The sequence below is a fragment of the Kitasatospora sp. NPDC096077 genome (assembly GCF_040303245.1).
Lineage (GTDB): Bacteria > Actinomycetota > Actinomycetes > Streptomycetales > Streptomycetaceae > Kitasatospora.
On record NZ_JBEOSV010000013.1, the window covers coordinates 53,538 to 69,252 of the forward strand.

Here is a 15,715-nt window from a genome sequence, read left to right on the forward strand (position 1 = left end):
GTGGCCGGTGCGGTTTGGGTGCAGAACCCGGGCGCAGGGAGATCGCCCCCGGTAGCTGCACGGTGATCGCGGAGCACCCGGCGCTGCGGTGACGGGGAGTGGGAGCAGCGGGCAGAAGGCGGCAGACAGGTGACGACAAACAGATGACAGCGAACAGATAACAGATTTCGAAAGTTGTCAGCTGTTTTCTGTTACCTGTTCGCCGCCGTCGCCGGGCTGAGGCCCGCTATCCGCCCGAGGCCTGGTAGCGCTGCATCGACCGGTGTCCGCCGTAGACGGCCGCGGCGGTCCAGAGGGCCATGATCAGCAGTCCGGTCCAGTGGCCGTAGTGGATGCCCGGTTCGGTCTGGGTGCGCATCGCGTACAGGCCGGCGCGGTCGGGGAGGAACTGGCCGGCCTCGCGCACACCGGGGATCGCGCCCAGCCAGGTGGTGCCGAGGAACACCATCGGGGTGAGTAGGCCGAGGGCGGCGCTGAAGTTGCCCAGCATCGCGGTCAGTCCGAGGCAGAGCAGCACCATCATCGGGTGGTAGAGCACCCCGGCGACGAAGCTGCGCGTCAGGCCGGGGGTGGAGAGGTCGAGGTCGGCGGCGGCGCGGACGGCGAGGAAGCAGCCGGCGGTCGAGACCAGGCCCAGCAGCAGGCCCAGTCCGGCGCCCAGCGTGACCTTGGCGCCGTACAGTCGGCCGCGCCCGGGGACGGCGGTGAGCGAGGTGCCGATCATCCGGGTGTTGAACTCCTGCCCGATCAGCAGGATTCCGAGGCAGGCCACGGCGACGTGGCCGAACAGCAGCCCGTAGTAGATCATGTTGGCCGGGTCCTTGCCCGAGCCCGGTGCCGGGGCGCCCTCGGCGGCGCCGACGGCCGCGGTGATGCCGACGGTCAGCGCCAGGGCGGCCAGCGGGGCCGCCCACTGCGAGGGCAGGGTGGTGAACTTGATCCGTTCGGCGCGCAGGGCGTTGCCCAGGCTCATCCTCATCTCTCCTTCGTCCGGGGGCAGTTCGAGGTCACTTGGCGCGCCGCAGGGCCCACAGGCCGCCGTACGCCGCCAGGGCCGTCCAGAGCGCCATGATCAGCAGCCCGGTCCAGTGCCCGTACACGGTGTGCGGGTCGTCGGTGTAGTGCAGTGCGTACTGGCCCGCCCGGTCGGGCAGGAACTGGACAGCGTCCCGGGCTCCGGGGACGCCGGCGAGCAGCGGGGATAGCAGGAAGACGGTCGGGCCCAACAGGCCCATGGCGGCCGTGAGGTTGCCCAGCATCGCGGTCGCCCCGAGGCAGAGCACCACCAGCAACGGTGGGTAGAGCACTCCGGCGGTCGCCGCCCGGACGAAGGCGGGTCCGTGCCAGTCTCCGGGGACGGTGGCCGCGTAGCCGGCGAAGCCGCCCGCGGTGCCGACCGCGCCCGCGCCGAGCCCGACCAGGGCGCCCAACGCCAGCTTGGCGCCGTACAGTCGGCCGCGCCGGGGGACGGCGGTGAGCGAGACGTCGATCATCCGGGTGTTGAACTCCTGCCCGATCAGCAGGACCGCGAAGGCGACCAGGGCCGCCTGGCCGAAGTTGAGCCCGTAGAAGACCCCGACGCCGGGGTCGTCGGTGATGGTGTGGTCGGCGCCGCCGCCGAGTATCGACCCGACGGCCGTGGTGACACCGCCGGTGAGCAGGGCGGCGATCAGCGGCGGGAGCCAGAGCGAGCGGAGGGTGGTGAGCTTGATCCGTTCGGCGCGGAGGGCGGCGAGGTTCATCCGGCGGGCTCCGTCCGGTACTCGACGCTGTCGGCGGTCATCCGCATGAACGCCTCCTCCAGCGAGTCCTGTTGGGCTGCGATCTCGTACAGCACCACGCCGTTCGCGGCCGCCAGGGCGGCGATCCGCTCCGCATCGACTCCGGTCAACTCCCAGGCTCCGTCGTCGACTTCGGTGGCGTTGAAGCCGCGCTCCGCGGCGCCGAGCAGCGCGGCCAGCTTGCTCGGGTTGACGGCCCGGACCCGGATCCTGCTCCGGCCGTGCCGCTCGATGAACTCGGCGGTGGCCGAGTCCGCCAGCAGTCGACCCCGGCCGATCACCACCAAGTGGTCGGCGGTGAGGGCCATTTCGGTCATCAGGTGGGAGGAGACCAGTACCGACCGGCCCTCCGCGGCCAGGTCGCGCAGCAGGGTGCGGATCCAGCGAATGCCCTCCGGGTCCAGGCCGTTGACCGGTTCGTCCAGCAGCAGCACCGGCGGGTCGCCGAGCAAGGCAGCCGCCACGCCCAGGCGTTGGCGCATCCCGAGCGAGAAGCCGCGGATCCTCCGCCCGGCCGCCTCCGCCAGCCCGACCTGGGCGAGCACCTCGCCGACCCGCCGCTCCGGCAGGCCGTTGCTCGCGGCGAGCCAGCGCAGGTGGCCCCGCGCCGTCCGGCCGCCGTGCAGGGCCTGGGCGTCCAGCAGCGCGCCCACCTGCCGTAGCGGCTGGTCGAGTTCGGTGTACGGTCGGCCGCCGACCAGGGCGCGTCCGGCGGTGGGGCGGTCCAGGCCGAGGACCAGCCGCATGGTGGTGCTCTTCCCGGCGCCGTTCGGGCCGAGGAAGCCGGTCACCACGCCGGGCCGGACCTCGAAGGACAGGTCGTCGACGACCCGCCTGCCGTCGTACTCCTTGGTCAGGCCCTGGATCTCGATCACGGCCGCCGTCCCCTCCTCGCAGGTGTCACCGCCGATGCGTCGGGCGGTGGCTCCATTCGACCGGAGCGGGCCGGTCCGGCGGATCCCGCCTCGGCGGGGACCGGTCTCCCTCCCGGGAGGGAGACCGAGGGCAGTCCCGCGGGGGAGCCGGGAACGGCCGGTGGACTGGCAGGATGGAGCGGTGCCGAGAATCACCGCCTCCCGGATCCGCAGCGGAGCGACCGGGCTGTTCGCCCCATTGCTGGCCGGTGCCACCTATGCCCGACTGCTGCACCTGGTGGTCGGGTGGATCTTCGCGGGCGTGATCCTGTTGATCTACCCGGGGACGTACCACCGGAGCCTCGGCGAGATCGTGGTGAAGGCCGTCGTGCTGGACGTCGTGCTGCTCGCGCTGGTCGCGCTGATCCCGGCGGCGCGGCGGGCCGAGGGGGTGCAGGCGCGACTGCTGCTGGTGCCCGACCGGGAGGAGGACATCGGCGTCGAGCCCTCCCGTACCTGGGCCGACCGGCGGCGCACGGCGGGCTGGCTGATCGGGCGGACGGTGCTCGGCTCGGCGATCGGCTTCGTGACGACCTTCGGGATCCTGTCCGGCTTCTTCGACCGGCTGACCGGGCCGGACGCTGCCCGCTACCTGGTGCTCGCCCCGGTGCTGCTGTTCGGCTACGGCTGGCTGGTGGTCGGCGCCGGTCGCCTCCAACTCGCCATGGCCGAGCGGCTGTTGGGGCCTTCTCCGGCGGATCGGCTGGCCGAGGCCGAACTGCGGGCCGAACGACTGCTGGAGCGCAACCGGTTGGCCCGCGAGCTGCACGACTCCATCGGCCACGCCCTGACGGTGACGGTCCTCCAGGCGGGCGCGGCGCGCGAGGTCGGGGATCCGGCCTTCGTCGCCAGGGCGCTCGAAGTCATCGAGGAGACCGGGCGGCAGGCCATGGAGGACCTCGAACGCACCCTGGTCCTGCTGCGCGAGACCCGGCCGGGCGGCGGACCGGCCGACCCGGCGGGTGCGGGTGCGGGTGCGGGTGGGGGTGCGGCGGGCATCGGCGCGATGGGCGGTGGGACGGCGGGGGCCGGGACGGGGGGTGCCGGGACGGCCACCGAGCAGCCCGGGATCGACCAGCTGCCCGCACTGTTCGACACCGCCCGGGCGGCGGGCAGCCCGGTCGAGGCACGGATCGAGGTGTCGGCCGGGGCCGTGCCCGGGGTGCTCTCGCGCGAGTCCTACCGGATCGTCCAGGAGGGCGTCACCAACGCGCTCAAGTACGCGCCCGGCGAACCGGTCGGGGTCCGGATCGCCGTCCGGGACGGGCAGTTGGAGCTGCGCTGCGCCAACCGGCTGGTGGCGGTGCCGGGGCGGACCGGTGGTGCGCGCAAGGGTGGCAAGGGCCTGCGCGGGATCCGGGAGCGGGCCGTGCTGCTCGGCGGCGAGGCCGTGGCGGGACCGTCCGGGTCGGTCCCGGGTGCGGGTGCCGGTTCGGCCGGCGGTTCGGCCGCCGGTGCGGTCGGTGGTCCGCAGGCCGGGGACGGTGCGGAGTGGGTGCTCCAGGTGCGGCTGCCCCTACGCTTGGGCTCGTGACGAATGATCTTGCGGGCGGCGGTCGGACGGGGGGCGTGCCGGGCGTGATCGAGATCCTGCTCGCCGACGACGAGGAACTGGTCCGGGCCGGGCTGCGGGCCGTGCTGGAGGCCCAGGGCGACCTGCGGGTGGTCGGCGAGGCGGCCGACGGGGCGCAGGCGCTCGCCCTGGCCCGCGCGCTGCGGCCGCACGTGGTGCTGATGGACGTCCGGATGCCCGTCCTGGACGGTCTGGCGGCCACCCGCGAACTGCTGCGCCCCGGCGCGGCCGGGGAGCGGCCGCCGAAGATCCTGGTCATCACCACCTTCGAGAACGACGACTACGTCTACCAGGCGCTGCGCGCGGGCGCCGACGGCTTCCTGCTGAAGCGCTCCCGGCCGGCCGAGATCGTCCACGCGGTACGGCTGGCGGCGGCCGGCGAGTCGCTGCTGTTCCCGGCCGCGATCCGCCGGCTGGCCGCCACCCACGGCAACCCGGCCGCCCGCGCGGCGATGGACCGGGCGGCGCTGACCGGGCGCGAGGCCGAGGTGCTGCGGCTGATGGCGCGCGGGCTCAGCAACGGGGAGATCGCCGAGCGACTGGTGCTCGGGGTGCAGACGGTGAAGACGCACGTCAGCAGTGTGCTGGCGAAGCTCGGCGCGCGGGACCGCACCCAGGCGGTGATCGCCGCGTACGAGTCGGGGTTCGTCGAGCCGGCGGAGTAGCGAGCCGTTCCGGGGCCGCCTCGGAAGGCAGGGGCAGGAGCGGGCCGGGTCAGGCCGGGTAGGCGTGGGTCTGGGTGGCCTTGACCGAGGCCCAGACCGTCGCGCCCGGGGCCAGTCCCAGTTCGGCGACGGCGGCGGGGGTGAGGTCGGCGGCCATCGGCAGGGTGCCGGTGAGTTCGGCGCGGACCTGGTCGCCGTGCAGGTCCAGCCCGGCGATCTCGGCCCGCCACAGGTTGCGGGCGCTGGACTGCGGCCGCTCCCGGTACAGGGTGACGGCCGAGGGCGGGAAGGCCACGAAGGCCGGGCCGGACAGCTCCTCGGCGGTGGTCAGGACGGTGCCGTCCGGGAGCGTGACCAGGGTGCCCTCGGCCCGGCCCTGGTAGAGGTTCAGGCCGACCAGGCGGGCGATGTAGTCGGTGCGCGGCCGACGGGCGACCTCGGCCGGGCTGCCGGACTGCACCTCCCGACCGTCCTCGATCACCACCAGCCGGTCGGCCAGCACCATCGCGTCCAGCGGATCGTGCGTCACCAGCACCGCGACGGCCTCGAACTCGGCCAGATGGCGCCGCAGTTGGGACCGTACGTCGAGCCGGGTGCGGGCGTCCAGGGCGGCCAGCGGTTCGTCCAGCAGCAGCAGTCGGGGGCGGACGGCCAGGGCCCGGGCGAGCGCCACCCGCTGGGCCTGGCCGCCGGAGAGCCGGCCGGGGCGCACCGAGGCGTGCCCGGCCAGGCCCATCCGCTCCAGCCAGGCCGCCGCCTCGGCCCGGGCCTCGCGCTTGGGGCGGCCCTGACAGCGCGGGCCGAAGGCGACGTTGTCGAGCGCGCTGAGGTGCGGGAACAGCAGGTAGTCCTGGAACACCACGCCGACCGGCCGCTGTTCGGCGGGGGTGTGCAGGCGTCGGGCCGGGTCCTCCAGGACGCGGCCGTCCAGGCGCAGGTGGCCGCCGGTGAGCGGGAGCAGGCCGGCCAGGGCGCGCAGGGCGGTGGACTTGCCCGCGCCGTTCGGGCCGAGCAGTGCGACCACCTCGCCGGGGGCTGCGGTGAGCGCCAGGTCGAGGGCGAAGGCCGCGCGGTCGACCCGCAGGCGGGCGTCGAGGGCGGTGCCGGTGCCGGTGCCGGTGGGGGCGCCGGTGGCGGTCGGTGGCTTCATCGGTTCGGCGTCCTCGGTCACGGGGTCGACATCCAGCGGTCGCGCAGCCCGACCAGCACGGCGACGGAGACCACCAGCAGTACCAGCGACAGCGCGATCGCGGCCTCCGGGTCGGACTCCATGGCCAGGTAGACGGCCAGCGGCATGGTCTGGGTGCGGCCCGGGAAGTTGCCCGCGAAGGTGATCGTCGCACCGAACTCGCCCAGCGCCCGCGCCCAGGCCAGCACGGCGCCGGCGGCGATCCCCGGGGCGATCATCGGCAGGGTGACCCGGCGGAACGCGGTCAGCCGGGAGGCGCCCAGGGTCGCGGCCGCCTCCTCGTACCGGGGGTCGGCCGCCCGCAGCGCGCCCTCGACGCTGATCACCAGGAAGGGCATCGCCACGAAGGCCTCGGCGATCACCACGCCGGTGGTGGTGAAGGGCAGGGTGATGCCGAAGGCCGAGTCCAGCCAGGAGCCGACGATCCCGCGCCGTCCCAGCACCAGCAGCAGCGCCACCCCGCCCACCACCGGCGGCAGCACCAGCGGCAGGGTGACCAGCGCCCGGATCACCCGCCGGCCGGGCAGCTCGGTGCGCGCGAGCAGCCAGGCCAGCGGGACGCCGAGGACCAGCGAGACCGCGGTGGCGGCCGTCGCGCAGACCAGCGACAGCCGCAGGGCGTCCCAGACGGCGGTGCTGGTGAGTTGCTCGGACAGGCCGCTCCAGGGCGCCCGGACCAGCAGTCCGACCAGCGGGAGGATCAGGAACGCCAGGCCGAGCAGCGCCGGGAGCAGCAGCGCGACCGGGACCCGCTGCGATCCCGGGCGGCGCCGCGTGTTCCGGGGCCGCGTGTTCCGGCGGCGCGGCAGGGGCTTCGCGGGTCCGGCCGGCGCCGGGTCGGTGCGGTGGTCCCGGCCGTGGCCGTGGCCGTGGCCGTGGTCCTGGTGCTGGTCCGGCCCGGTGCCGGGGTCCGGGGCGCGGCCAGTGGTGCCGTCGTTCACGGTGCCTGGAAGCCCGCCGCGGTCAGCACCTGCTTGGCCTCGGGCGACCGGACGTACGCCACGAAGGCGGCCGCGCCGTCCTTGTTCGGCGCCTTGGCGAGCGCGGCGATCGGGTAGTCGTTCACGGCCTTGGCGGCCTCGGGGAAGTCCACGCCGTCGATCTTCGCAGCATCGGACTGCACATCGGTCTTGTACACCAGCGAGGCGTCGACCTCGCCGAGTTCGACCTTGGTGAGCGCGCCCTTGACGTCCTGCTCCAGGGTGACCGGGGTGAGGTTGAGGTCGGCGGCCTTCAGCGCGGTCAGGGCGGCCGCCCCGCACGGCACCTCCTTCGCGCACAGCGCGACCTTGACGCCGGAGCCGGTGAGGTCCTTCAGGCCCGCGATGTGCTTGGGGTTGCCCTTGGGCACCGCGATGGTGAGGGTGTTCCGGACGAAGGTGGTCGGCTGGCCGGTGGCGCCGCCCGCGTCGGTGACCGTCTTCATGGTGGCCGGGCTGGCGGCGGCGAAGACGTCCGCCGGGGCACCGGAGTTGATGCTGGTGGCGAGGGCGGAGCTGCCGCCGAAGTTGAACGTGACCTTGGTGCCCGGGTTGGCGGCCTCGAACTTCTTGCCGAGCTCGGTGAACGTCTCCTTGAGCGAGGCGGCGGCGAACACGGTGATGCCGCCCTTGGCCTTGGGGACGGCGCCCGAGCCGTCGGCGGCGGAGGTCGCGCCGGTGGTGGCGGCCGAGGCGGCGGAGCCGGAGGACTTGCCGTCGTCGCTGTTGCAGGCGGTGGCACCGAGGCCGAGGACGAGGACCGCGGCGGTGGCCGCGGCGAGTCGGCGGGAGGCGGTGGTGCGGGTGCTCATCGGGCTTGCCCTCCAGGGTTCGCGCCGGGAGCGGCGCGGGGGTGTGGTTGCAGGTGCGGCCATTACGGCGATCATAGTGCCGCAGATGCGAGCGATAAATCCTCTGTCGCATCGCACAGCGGAGGTGGGGCAGGGGGCTCGCGGCCGCTGTGCGAAGGCTCAAACGTGCACGGATCGTCCGGGGGTTGGCGGCGTTCGCGGGGTTGGCGGGGTTCGCGGGGTTCGCGGGGTTCGCGGGGTTGGCGCGGGCTGGCGCGGGCTGTGCGGGCGGAGCCGGTGGAAAACCCGTCGCGTTCCGGCCGGTCGAGAGGTCAGAGTGGGCGCAGCCCGTAGGTGCGGCCGGGTGTCGGCCGCCCGGGCCCACTGGTCGATCCGAACGGATCCACGGGGAGGAGTCCGCCCATGTCCACGCTGCGCGTCACCGCCGAGCGACTGGTCATCCTGGAGCACCCGAACGCCGACGCCCTGGAGCTGGCGCAGGTCGGCCTCTACCGGGCGGTGGTCGCGAAGGGGATGTACCGGACCGGCGACCACGCCGTCTACATCCCCGAACAGGCCGTCCTCCCCGAGGAGTTGATCGGTGAGCTCGGCCTGACCGGCAAGCTGGCCGGCTCCCGGGCGAACCGGGTGAAGGCGGTCCGGCTGCGTGGGGAACTGTCGCAGGGCATCGTCTGCCGGCCCGGCGCGCTGACCGACACCGACTTGGCCGCGGCCGCCGGGCGCGACGAGGACTTCGCCGAGCTGCTCGGGATCGTCAAGTGGCAGCCGCCGGTGCCGACGTCGATGAGCGGGGACGTGGTCAGCGCACCGGACCTGCTGCCCTGGGTGGACATCGAGAACCTCAAGCGCCACCCCGACGTCTTCGAGCCCGGCGAGCCCGTGGTGCTGACCGAGAAGCTGCACGGCAGTTGCTGCCTGGTCACCTACACCGCCGCCACCGGCGAGCTGCAGGTCTCGTCCAAGGGGATCGGTGCGCAGGGACTGGCGCTGGTCGAGGACGAGCGCAACCTGTACTGGCGGGCGGTGCACGCGTACGACATCCCGGCGGTGGCGGCCCGGTTGGCCGAACGGTTGGGCGCCGAGCGGGTCGGCATCTTCGGCGAGGTGTTCGGCGAGGGCGTGCAGGACCTCACGTACGGCGCCTCCGCGCGCACCGAACGCCCCGGCTACGCGGCCTTCGACGTCTCGGCCGTGGTGGCCGGACAGCTGCACTGGCTGTCGGCCGCCGAACTGCTGGACGGCGAACTGCCGTTGGTGACCGAGCTGTGGCGCGGGCCGTTCGACACCGCGACGGTGCTGGCCCACGCGCAGGGGAAGGAGGCCCACTCCGGGCGCGAACTCCACCTGCGCGAGGGGGTGGTGGTCCGGCCGGTGGTCGAGCGCTGGAGCCCGCTGCTGGGCGGGCGGGCGATCGCCAAGGTAGTCGGCGACGCGTACCTGACCCGCAAGGGCGGCACCGAGTACGAGTGAGTCCGCCGCGGGCGCGTGGCTCTCCCCGGCGCGCGCCCTCATGGGCGCGCGCTTTCCCGGGTGCGCGGCCTCCCGACGCTTCCTCGGCTGAATACCCGTCAGTAAGGTTGAGGGGTCACCAAGCGCAGCCAGCGCCGAGGACGTCCGGAAGGAGTGCCGATGGCCGCCACCACCGCCGTCATACCCGGACCGGCCGGGAACCCCCTGGTCGGTTCGCTCTTCGAGCTCACCCGCCGGCCGCTGCGCACCTACCTCGCGGCCCGGCGCGACCACGGGGACGTGGTGCGCTTCGTGGTCGGGCCGCCCGGGCTGCGGATGGAGTTCTACGGGGTGTTCTCGCCCGAGGGCGCCCACCAGGTGCTGGGCAGCGAGGCGGCGAACTTCCGCAAGGAGAACAACTTCTACGACGAACTGCGGAGCAGCGTCGGCAACGGGCTGCTGACCAGCCAGGACACCGACTACCAGCGTCAGCGCAGACTGATCCAGCCGCTGTTCACCCGGCGCCGGGTGGACGGGTACGCGGACGCGCTGGCGCAGGAGGCGCAGGCGCTCGCCGAGCGCTGGCGGGCGGTGCCGGGCGGGGTGGTGGACGCGTCGGAGGAGATGTCCCGGTTCGCGCTGCGCGCGGTCGCCCGGATCCTCTTCGGGGCCGATGTGGACGAGGCGGTGGAGGTGATCAACCGCAGCTTCCCGGTGATCGGCGAGTACATCATGGAACGCGGCTTCGCACCGGTCCGGCTGCCGCGCACCTGGCCGACGCCGGGCAACCGGCGCGGCGCCGAGGCCCAGCGGGCGCTGTACGGGATCTGCGACCGGATCATCGCCGAGCGGGCCATGAGGGGCGGTGGCGACGAGGACGCGGACGACCTGCTGACCCTGCTCGGACGGGCCCGCGGCGACGACGGCGAGCAGCTGGACGCGGACGAACTCCGGGACCAGGTCCTGGTGTTCCTGCTCGCCGGGCACGAGACCACGGCCACCTCGCTGGCCTTCGCGCTGCACCTGCTGGCCAAGCACCCGGAGCAGCGCAAGCTCGCCCAGGAGGAGGCGCGGACCGTCCTGGCCGGGCGGGCGCCCACGGCGGCGGACCTGGAGCGGCTGCCGTACCTCACCCGGGTGCTCAAGGAGGCGATGCGGCTCTTCCCGGCGGCGGCGCTGATCGGGCGGCGGGCGGTCGAGGAGACCGTCATCGACGGGCACGTCATTCCGGCGGGGGCGCAGCTCGTGGTCGCGCCGCTGGTCACCCAGCGGCACCCGGGGCACTGGCCGGACCCGGAGCGCTTCGACCCGGACCGGTTCCTGCCGGAGGAGGAGAAGGCCCGGCACCGGTACGCCTGGTTCCCGTTCGGAGGCGGGCCGCGGGCGTGCATCGGGCAGCACTTCTCGATGCTGGAGTCGGTGCTGACCCTCGGGGTGCTGCTGCGGGACTTCGACGTCGAGGTGGTGGACCGGCGGGTGGCGCTGGCGCAGGGCATCACGCTCCGGGCGGCGAGCGCGATGCGGGTGCGGGTGACGGCGGTCGACTGACGGCTGACAGCGGACAGCTGACGGATTTCAGCTGACAGATTTCAGCGAACGGATAACAGATTTCAACATCTGTTATCCGTTTTCTGTTTGTTGTTCACTGTTTGTTGTTCGCTGCCGTCGGGCGTCGGGCATCGGGTGCCGATCTTCGGCCGCCGATCACCGGCCGCTGGGCACAGGACCGGAGCATTCGAACACATCGCTCCCGCCGTGCGTGCAGCTTTTCAGATCTTCGTGTGGCCGATTCCGGCCGGTCGATAGCGTCCCACGCACCCCGGGCCGAAAGCGCACATGCGTCTGGCATATGTCCTGCGCGTGCAGTCCGCCCGGCCGGGGGTGCCCGGAGGCACCGCTTCCCGCCCCGGGCCCGACCGGTCGACCGGAGGTCCCATGGGCACCCTCAACCACTTCAGCTTCGGCTGGCTGACGCCCGTCCTGTCGTACGCGATGGCCTGCGTCGGCGCCGCCCTCGGGCTGCGCTGCACCCTGCGCGGCCTGGCCGCCACGGGCGCCACCCGCCGGAACTGGCTGCTCACCGCCGCCGCCGCGATCGGCTCCGGCATCTGGACCATGCACTTCGTCGCCATGTTCGGCTTCGCCGTCGACGGCACCGAACTGCGGTACAACGTCCCGCTGACCGTGCTCAGTCTGCTGGTCGCGGTGCTGGTCACCGGCCTCGGCCTGACGGTGGTCTGCTACGGCCGGCACCGCGGCCTCGCCCTGCTGGGCGGCGGCTGCACCACCGGCGTCGGCGTCGCCGCGATGCACTACCTCGGCATGGCCGCCGTCCGGATGCACGGCGGGCTGCGCTACGACGCCGGGACGGTCGCGCTGTCCGTGCTGGTCGCGGTCGGTGCCGCCACCGCCGCGCTCTGGGCCGCCGTCACCATCCGCAACGTGTACGCGGCGGCCGCCGCCTCGCTGGGCATGGGCCTCGCCGTCAGCTGCATGCACTACATCGGCATGGCCGCCGTCCACGTCCAACTGGAGCCCGCCCGCACGGGTCTGGGCGGGGCCAGCCCGATGGAGTTCGTCTTCCCGCTCGCCGTCGGCCTCGGCTCGTTCCTGTTCCTCGCCTCCGCCTTCGTCGCGCTCTCCCCGACCGCCCAGGAGCGGGCCGGGTACCTGGCGGCGGGGGAGCTGGGCGTGGAGGAGTTCCCCGGCCCGGCCGCGCAGGCGGAGTTCGCGCCGACCGGCCCGGCGCTCCCGGAGCAGTCCGGCCACGGCCCGTACGGCGCCGATCCGTTGGGCGCGGATCCGTACGGATCCGGAGGGCGGCCGCCACGGCAGTGAGCCCTACGGTCACGGCCGTGCGGCCTGAAGCGCCGCGCACCGGACCCCGCCTACCTCCTGCCGCCCCCGCCCCCTGCCGCCCCCGCCCCCTGCCGCCCCCGCCCCTGCCGACTCCGCCGACCTGCCGCCCGAAAGGCCCCACACCCATGCGCGAAGACCGCGGTACCGCCCCCGGCGCCCGCCGGGGTGCCCACGCCGGGCCGCCCGCCCGGCCGCCGCGCCCCGGACCCTGGCTGCGCGGGCTGCGTCCCCGGACCGTCCGCGCGCGGATCATCGCCCTGCTGATGGTCCCGGTCGTCTCCGTCATCGCCCTCTGGGGCTTCGCGACCGTCACCACCGCCCAGGGCGTCTGGGACCTGCTGCGGCTGCGCGACGCCCAGCGCACCCTGCTCACCCCCGTCGCCGACACGGTCGCCGGGCTGCAGGCCGAACGCGCCGCCGCCGGCCAGTTGCTGGCCGGTCCGGGGCTCGTCCCGGGGACGGTGCCCGCCGCCGCCCGGGAGAGCGCCCTGCGGACGGCCGCCGCCGCCACCGACCGGGCGATCGCCCCGCTCTTCCCGGATCCCCGCCACCCGGGCCAGGGTTACAACCGCGCCGACGCCCAGGGCCTCGGCGCCGACGCCGCCGCCCGGCTGGACGCCCTCGGCGGCTCCCTCGCCGCGCTGCCCGGGCTGCGCGACAAGGTGCTGACCCGGAGCGTGGGTTGGCCCGAGACGTACGCCGCGTACGGTGCGGCCGTGGACCAGGCGCTGGCGGTGTCCGGGGCCGTCGCCCCGCCGCAGGACGCCCGGTCGGGTGCCGACGCCCGGATGCGGTCGGACCTGGACCGCGCCCGTGAACTCCTCTCCCGCGAGGACGCGTTGCTGCGCTCCGCCGAGCTCACCGGCGGGCTGGGCGACGACCAGCTGCGCGAGTTCTCCGGCACGGCCTTCGCCCGGCGCGAGTTCGAGCAGGGAGCGGCCGCCGACCTGCGCCCCGCCGACCGGGACGCGCTGCTCGCCGTCACCGGTGGGGCGGACCACCGGGAGCTGGTCGGCTACGAGGAGAAGGTCCGTACCGCCGTCGACGGCCGGGCCGCCGTCGCGGTGGTGCCCGCGGACCGGTGGGCGGTGGTGGCCGGGAACGTCGCCGACGGGCTGCGCGGCGTCGCCGACCGGGCCGGGCGGATCGCCGAGGAACGCCAGAACCCCTACGCACTGGGCCTGTTCACCCCGGCCGGGAGCGCCGTGCTGCTCGGTCTGCTCGGGGTGATCGCCTCGCTGGTGATCTCGGTGCAGATCGGCCGCGGCCTGGTCACCGAGCTGACCGGTCTGCGGAATTCGGCACTTGACCTGGCCGGCCGCAAACTCCCGGCCACGATCCGGAAGTTGCGCGCGGGTGAGGAGGTGGACGTCGACACCGAGGCGCCCCGGCCGGCCGGCCGCGACGACGAGATCGGCCAGGTGCACCGGGCACTCGGCACGGTGCAACGGGCGGCCGTCACGGCGGCGGTGGAACGGGCCGAGGTGCTGTCCGGGGTGTCGGGGGTGTTCGTCAACCTGGCGCGTCGCAGCCAGGTCCTGGTGCACCGCCAACTCACCCTGCTGGACGCCATGGAGCGGCGCACCGAGGACCCGTCCGAGCTGGCCGACCTGTTCCGGCTGGACCACCTCACCACCCGGATGCGCCGCCACGCCGAGGGCCTGATCATCCTCTCCGGAGCCGCCCCCGGCCGGGCCTGGCGGCGGCCCGTCCCACTGGTCGACGTGGTGCGGGCGGCCGTCTCGGAGGTCGAGGAGTACGCCCGGGTCGAGGTGCACCCGCTGCCGCGCGCCGCGGTCGTGGGCCATGCCGTCGCCGACCTCACCCATCTGGTGGCCGAACTGGTCGAGAACGCCACCGGGTTCTCCCCGCCGCACACCCGGGTGCACATCCGCGGTGAACGGGTCGGCAACGGCTATGCGGTGGAGATCGAGGATCGCGGGCTCGGGATGGGTCCGACCGCGCTGGTCGCCGCCAACCGGCGGATCGCCGCCGTCGAACAGACCGACCTGTTCGACAGTGACCGGCTCGGCCTGTTCGTGGTCAGCCGGCTCGCCCGGCGGCACGGCGTGCGGGTCTCGCTGGTGACCTCGGCGTACGGCGGCACGACGGCGGTGGTGCTGCTGCCCACCGGGCTGTTGGCCGACGGGCGCGCAGGGCACGGTCAAGACCTCTACGAGGTACCGGAGTTGGACCTCGTTCCGGTGCCGGAGGTGCGGTCCGGAAGCCGAGGCCCGGCCCCGGACCCGGTTCCCGCCGCCGTCCCGAGTCCTGCGGCGGCCGCTGTTCCGGTCACGGCCCCCGCGGCAGCGGGCACGATGTGGCCGCAGGCCGCCGCGGCGCCGGACCGGCCCGCACCCGAACCGGCCTTCCCGAGCGTCGGGTTGGGCGACGGGACGGCGGGGATCGAGCTTCCGGCGGCGGGTGGGCCGCTGCCGGAGGGTGGGGCGCTGCTGCCCTTCGGGGTCCGGGGCGACGAGCCCGGACCGGCGCGCAGCACCCCCTTCCGGGCCACCGGTGCCCGGACGGCCGGACCGGCTGCGGATGGGGGCCCGGGTGCGGCCTCCCGTCCGCAGCCCGGTTCGCCGCAGCCGTACCGTCCGGCGGCCGCGCCGCTACCGGAAGGGCGTCAACCTGCTTCGGGTGACGACGAGTTGCCGCGCCGGGTGCGCCAGGCCAGCCTCGTCCCGCAGCTGCGGGAGACGCCGAGCGGGGTCGCTCCGGGGGCCCGTCGCGGCAGGCCAGCCGGGGTCGGCGCGGAGCCCGCGACCCGCAGTCCGGAGGAGGCGCGGGCGGCGATGTCCGCCTTCCAGAGCGGCTGGGCCCGTGGCCTGCGGTACGACCGGCGGCCGGACGAACCGCCGGGCGGGGCGGGTGTCGGCACAGACGCCGGCATCGGCACTGGTGGCGGCACCGGCATTGGTGGCGGCACCGGCCTGGGCAGTGACCCGGCCCGGGCCCGCCCGCCGCGCCGCCACCCGTCCGTACCCTGCCCCGAAGAGCGACCCGCCACCCGACCCGAAGGAGACCGGCCGTGATCGGCACCACCCACCGCACGGGGGAACTGAACTGGCTCCTCGACGAGTTGGTCCAGCGAGCCCCCGAGGTCAGGTTCACCGTGATGCTCTCCGCCGACGGTCTGGCGATGGGCACCTCGGCCGGCCTGCCCCGCGAGGACGGTGATCACCTGGCCGCCGTCGCCTCCGGCTTCCACAGCCTCGCCAAGGGGGCCGGTCGGCACTTCGGTGCGGGTGAAGTCCGGCAGACCATGGTTGAGTTGGAGGGCGGCTACCTGCTGGTCGCGGCGGCCGGGGAGGGCACCTGCCTGGCCGTGTTCGCCACCGCCCGGGCCGATCTCGGGCTGGTCGCCTACGAGATGGCCCGGCTGGTCCGCCGGGTCGGCGAGCACCTGAGCGCCCCGCCCCGTGCGGTGCACGGCGGGTGAGTGCGGTGGCCCACCCGGACCGCCCGTACCAGGGGGCGCCCGCCTTCC

At 74.5% G+C, this 15,715-nt stretch carries 13 protein-coding genes; 7 read left to right on the forward strand and 6 right to left on the reverse strand.

Annotated features, from left to right (window positions below):
• Positions 1 to 226 precede the first annotated feature (226 nt).
• From ABTZ03_RS14990 to ABTZ03_RS15000, 3 genes are read right to left on the reverse strand one after another with little or no spacing between them, the layout of a single operon-like run.
• Positions 227 to 973: a hypothetical protein gene (locus tag ABTZ03_RS14990; protein ID WP_350513364.1), complete on the reverse strand. Its 747-nt coding sequence runs from the start codon at positions 971 to 973 to the stop codon at positions 227 to 229.
• A gap of 34 nt (positions 974 to 1,007) precedes the next feature.
• Complete coding sequence (locus tag ABTZ03_RS14995; RefSeq protein ID WP_350513365.1) at positions 1,008 to 1,742, reverse strand: ABC transporter permease; 735 nt, start codon at positions 1,740 to 1,742, stop codon at positions 1,008 to 1,010.
• Positions 1,739 to 2,656, reverse strand: a complete 918-nt coding sequence (locus ABTZ03_RS15000; RefSeq protein WP_350513366.1) for an ABC transporter ATP-binding protein — start codon at positions 2,654 to 2,656, stop codon at positions 1,739 to 1,741. Before ABTZ03_RS15000 ends, ABTZ03_RS14995 begins: the two co-directional genes overlap by 4 nt.
• A gap of 181 nt (positions 2,657 to 2,837) precedes the next feature.
• On the opposite strand from ABTZ03_RS15000, the gene ABTZ03_RS15005 reads away from it, so the two are divergent.
• Both ABTZ03_RS15005 and ABTZ03_RS15010 read left to right on the forward strand, forming a co-directional pair.
• Positions 2,838 to 4,229, forward strand: a complete 1,392-nt coding sequence (locus ABTZ03_RS15005) for a sensor histidine kinase (RefSeq protein ID WP_350513367.1) — start codon at positions 2,838 to 2,840, stop codon at positions 4,227 to 4,229.
• Positions 4,226 to 4,933, forward strand: a complete 708-nt coding sequence (locus ABTZ03_RS15010; RefSeq protein ID WP_502894473.1) for a response regulator transcription factor — start codon at positions 4,226 to 4,228, stop codon at positions 4,931 to 4,933. The genes ABTZ03_RS15005 and ABTZ03_RS15010 overlap by 4 nt, the downstream gene beginning before the upstream one ends.
• 49 nt (positions 4,934 to 4,982) lie before the next feature.
• Here ABTZ03_RS15010 and ABTZ03_RS15015 read toward each other — a convergent pair whose 3' ends face one another.
• From ABTZ03_RS15015 to modA, 3 genes are all read right to left on the reverse strand, one after another.
• A complete protein-coding gene (locus ABTZ03_RS15015) occupies positions 4,983 to 6,083 on the reverse strand; it encodes an ABC transporter ATP-binding protein (RefSeq protein ID WP_350513368.1) in 1,101 nt (366 codons plus the stop codon).
• 17 nt (positions 6,084 to 6,100) lie between these two features.
• Positions 6,101 to 6,931 (reverse strand): ABC transporter permease, encoded by an 831-nt coding sequence (locus tag ABTZ03_RS15020; RefSeq protein WP_350513451.1) that lies wholly within the window; start codon positions 6,929 to 6,931, stop codon positions 6,101 to 6,103.
• A gap of 128 nt (positions 6,932 to 7,059) precedes the next feature.
• Positions 7,060 to 7,914: a molybdate ABC transporter substrate-binding protein gene (gene modA, locus ABTZ03_RS15025; RefSeq protein ID WP_350513369.1), complete on the reverse strand. Its 855-nt coding sequence runs from the start codon at positions 7,912 to 7,914 to the stop codon at positions 7,060 to 7,062.
• Between the two features lie 402 nt (positions 7,915 to 8,316).
• On the opposite strand from modA, the gene ABTZ03_RS15030 reads away from it, so the two are divergent.
• The 5 genes from ABTZ03_RS15030 (at position 8,317) to ABTZ03_RS15050 (ending at position 15,667) form a co-directional block, all read left to right on the forward strand.
• A complete protein-coding gene (locus tag ABTZ03_RS15030; protein WP_350513370.1) occupies positions 8,317 to 9,384 on the forward strand; it encodes an RNA ligase (ATP) in 1,068 nt (355 codons plus the stop codon).
• A gap of 159 nt (positions 9,385 to 9,543) precedes the next feature.
• Positions 9,544 to 10,911: a cytochrome P450 gene (locus ABTZ03_RS15035; RefSeq protein ID WP_350513371.1), complete on the forward strand. Its 1,368-nt coding sequence runs from the start codon at positions 9,544 to 9,546 to the stop codon at positions 10,909 to 10,911.
• Positions 10,912 to 11,298: 387 nt separating this feature from the next.
• The gene (locus ABTZ03_RS15040; protein ID WP_350513372.1) at positions 11,299 to 12,201 is read left to right on the forward strand and encodes an MHYT domain-containing protein; all 903 of its coding nucleotides are present in this window, start codon (positions 11,299 to 11,301) and stop codon (positions 12,199 to 12,201) included.
• A 146-nt stretch (positions 12,202 to 12,347) separates the two neighbouring features.
• A complete protein-coding gene (locus ABTZ03_RS15045; RefSeq protein ID WP_350513373.1) occupies positions 12,348 to 15,260 on the forward strand; it encodes a sensor histidine kinase in 2,913 nt (970 codons plus the stop codon).
• The gene (locus ABTZ03_RS15050) at positions 15,257 to 15,667 is read left to right on the forward strand and encodes a roadblock/LC7 domain-containing protein (RefSeq protein ID WP_350513374.1); all 411 of its coding nucleotides are present in this window, start codon (positions 15,257 to 15,259) and stop codon (positions 15,665 to 15,667) included. Before ABTZ03_RS15045 ends, ABTZ03_RS15050 begins: the two co-directional genes overlap by 4 nt.
• Positions 15,668 to 15,715: the final 48 nt, after the last annotated feature.